The organism is Accumulibacter sp. (assembly GCF_029255125.1).
Classification (GTDB): domain Bacteria; phylum Pseudomonadota; class Gammaproteobacteria; order Burkholderiales; family Rhodocyclaceae; genus Accumulibacter.
In genome coordinates, this window is record NZ_JAPUVR010000033.1 from 1 (window position 1) to 2,750 (window position 2,750).

At 68.8% G+C, this 2,750-nt stretch carries 4 protein-coding genes; all 4 read left to right on the plus strand.

What is annotated here, in order from left to right; translation table 11 throughout:
- Positions 1–114 precede the first annotated feature (114 nt).
- The 4 genes from Q1L59_RS01385 (at position 115) to Q1L59_RS01400 (ending at position 2,460) form a co-directional block, all read left to right on the plus strand.
- A complete protein-coding gene (locus tag Q1L59_RS01385) occupies positions 115–468 on the plus strand; it encodes a toll/interleukin-1 receptor domain-containing protein (protein WP_300327506.1) in 354 nt (117 codons plus the stop codon).
- A gap of 114 nt (positions 469–582) precedes the next feature.
- Positions 583–1,026 carry a hypothetical protein gene (locus tag Q1L59_RS01390; RefSeq protein WP_300327503.1) on the plus strand — a complete coding sequence of 148 codons (444 nt, stop codon included), beginning with the start codon at positions 583–585 and terminating at the stop codon, positions 1,024–1,026.
- 33 nt (positions 1,027–1,059) lie between these two features.
- On the plus strand, positions 1,060–2,247 hold the full coding sequence (locus Q1L59_RS01395) for a hypothetical protein (RefSeq protein WP_300327504.1): 1,188 nt from the start codon (positions 1,060–1,062) through the stop codon (positions 2,245–2,247).
- Between the two features lie 57 nt (positions 2,248–2,304).
- Positions 2,305–2,460 (plus strand): hypothetical protein, encoded by a 156-nt coding sequence (locus tag Q1L59_RS01400; RefSeq protein WP_300327505.1) that lies wholly within the window; start codon positions 2,305–2,307, stop codon positions 2,458–2,460.
- Positions 2,461–2,750: the final 290 nt, after the last annotated feature.

Consider the following 2,750-nt stretch of genomic DNA (forward strand, 5'->3'; position numbering starts at 1 on the left):
CTTCGGCCTCCGCCTGGGTAAACGTCAGTCTCAGCATTGCAGCAGCTCCATGTAGAACGCAATAGTACAATTCTACATCCTCTTGCGCCAACTACTTAAAGTCGTTTGTGACCTATTCCGGTATATGCACACGCCCAGGGCGACTGGGTGTTTGAACGTCTGCTGCCCGCGCTGCGTGGCGGCGGCGCACAGGTGATCGTCGACCGCGAACGCTTCGCTGCCGGTCGCGCGGTCGTCGGCCAGATGGACGAGTGGCAGGACGCGGCGGCGAAAACGCTGCTCGTGCTTACACCCGAGTACCTGGCCAGCGCCTGCTGCCAACACGAAATGCGCCGCGCGATCGCACGCGACCCGGACTTCCGCGACGGGCGCGTGATCCCGCTGCGCCGCGTGGCCTGCCCACTGCCCCCCGAGATCGTCGCCGGCGGGCCGCTGCACATCGACCTGACCGACGACGGCGCGTCATAAGTCGCGCAATGGGAACGGCTGCTGCAGGCAAGCGGCGCCGACCTCGGCGGCGACGCGCCGGCCTGGCTGCAAGCACGCAGCGAGCTGCGCCGCCACCTGTCGCGCGGGCAATCGGTGAATGTGGTCGTCGGCGCCGGCGCGCGTTGGCGGCCACTGTTTGACCAACTACGCCACGACCTGGCCAGCGAGGGGCGCCGTTTGGCGCGAGTCGACCTCCAGCGCGGATTGACCGCCTCGCGGCGGGGGCTGATCGGCGAGCTGCTCGCCGAGCTGCACGGGGCTTCGCTGCCGATTCCGCCCGAGCCCGACGACCTCGCCGAGTTCGACCGGCAGATCGCCGCGCGGGAAAAGTCGTGGCTGGCGATCGAGCACTTCGATCTCGTCGCGCACCGCCCGCAGTACGGTGTAGACCTCTTCTCTGCCTTGCGCTACCACCTGATGGAAAGCCGCCGTCTGGTGCTGCTCGTCCAATCGCACACGCCATTCGCCACGCTGCTGCCGCGCGCGCACCCGCTGTCGGCGATCGACATGCAGACCGTCGAACTCCCGGGACGATGAGCGACCCGCCAGACGATCGGCGGGCGCTCGCTGTTGCACGCGCTCGGCGTCATCGATCTCGGGCGCAGCGGTTTTGCTGCGCTGGCGTATCATGCGGTGCAAGGGATCGCCGTAGGGATCGCCGTAGGGATCGCCGTAGGGATCGCCGTAGGGATCGCCCTTCTCCGCGCCTACTACCACCTCTACGCCTGGCTTTTCGTTTGGCCGCGGGTGAACGGTCGTGCCTACCCTTGGCATCCGGTTGCCTGGGACGATCTTTGCAGCCTGCCGTTCGCCCGCCTTGACCGACTGCTCGTCGCCTACGCCGAACACGATCGGACGGCGGCGCTGGCCGAAATCGAGCGGTTGATCAGCGACTACCCGAGTCAGCGCCCATCGGCCTTGCGCGCTCGTACGCGCCTCGTCGTGCGCGCGGCCGCCGGCGCGCCGTCGCTGGCGTCGCTGGATGCGCTGGCCGCGCTGTTACCGGAGGGCGAGCGCGGCTTTCTCGCCGAAACCGCCCGCGTCAAACAGTGGATCGGCGAAATCTCGGCCGTTCAACGGCAGCTCGACAGCGCCGACCGGCCGCTTTTTCGCGCCCCGCTCGCCTCGCTGCTGGAACTCCTGGTCGCGCGCTGCCGCGAGGTCTTGGCGAGCAGCGCCCCGCCGGCGCCGGCGCGCTACGATCTGTCGACGGCGTTCGCCTTTTTCGCCGACATCGACCGCCGGCTGGCGGCCGAGCAAGGACGGCTGCTGATCGCCCTCGACGAGTACGAAATGCTCGACCAGAAAATCGGCGAAGGCGTCTTGCCGTCAGCGCTGCTCGACACCTTGCGCGAGTCGATCCAGTCGCACCGCCGGATCACCTGGCTGTTCGCCGGCAGCCACGAAATCGCCGAACTGCCGAACGCGGCATGGACTTCGTACCTGGTCAGCGCGCGCACGCTCGAGGTAGCGCTGTTCACCAGCGAGGAAACGACCATGCTGCTCAGCGATCCGCTGCGCCACTCGCGTTACTACCAGCAGCCGGGGCGCCAGCGACCGCGCTTCGCTGCCGATTTCTGGGGCGCCGACGGGATCGACCGCATCCACCGCGAAGCCGGCGGCTGGCCGCACCTGGTGCAACTGCTCGCCGAAACTGCGGTCGACCTGGCCAACGACCGCGGTCAGCGCACGGTAGACGCGGCGCTGCTCGAAGAATCCTTTGCGCAAGCAGTCGTGCGCGGCACGACGGTGCTGTAGGAACTGCTCTGGCGCGAGTGCCAACAGCCCGGCGAATGGCAGTACCTGCGCGGATTCGTGCACAGCGAACGGCAGCCGCCGCCGACCGATGCGCACGTCTACGCCTCGCTGCGCCGCCGCCTGCTCGTGCTCGACGACGACGGTGCCTGCCGGCTGCGCGTACCCCTGATGCGGCGCTGGCTGGTGCAACGCGCCTGGACGATCCCCGACTGAGCATCGCCGCCTGGCCCTGCGCAGCACGCCGGCGCGGTTGCCGCCAGGCGAGCACCCGCCTTGAGCGCCAGTCGATCACGGCGAACCGATGCTGGAAGCCGCGGCACGCCGCGACGGCGCTGGCGGTGCGCCGGCGGAAGGCTGGCGGCGCGCCAGTGCAAGGCAAAACGCGGCACCGGTGGCGTAGCGTTTCGGGCGATAATGCGCGCCGTGCGCAATGGGGGATGAGCGCTGGCGGGCAGCCGTGCCGGAGGTCCCGACCGTCGATCAATGCGACCACAACAACCAGC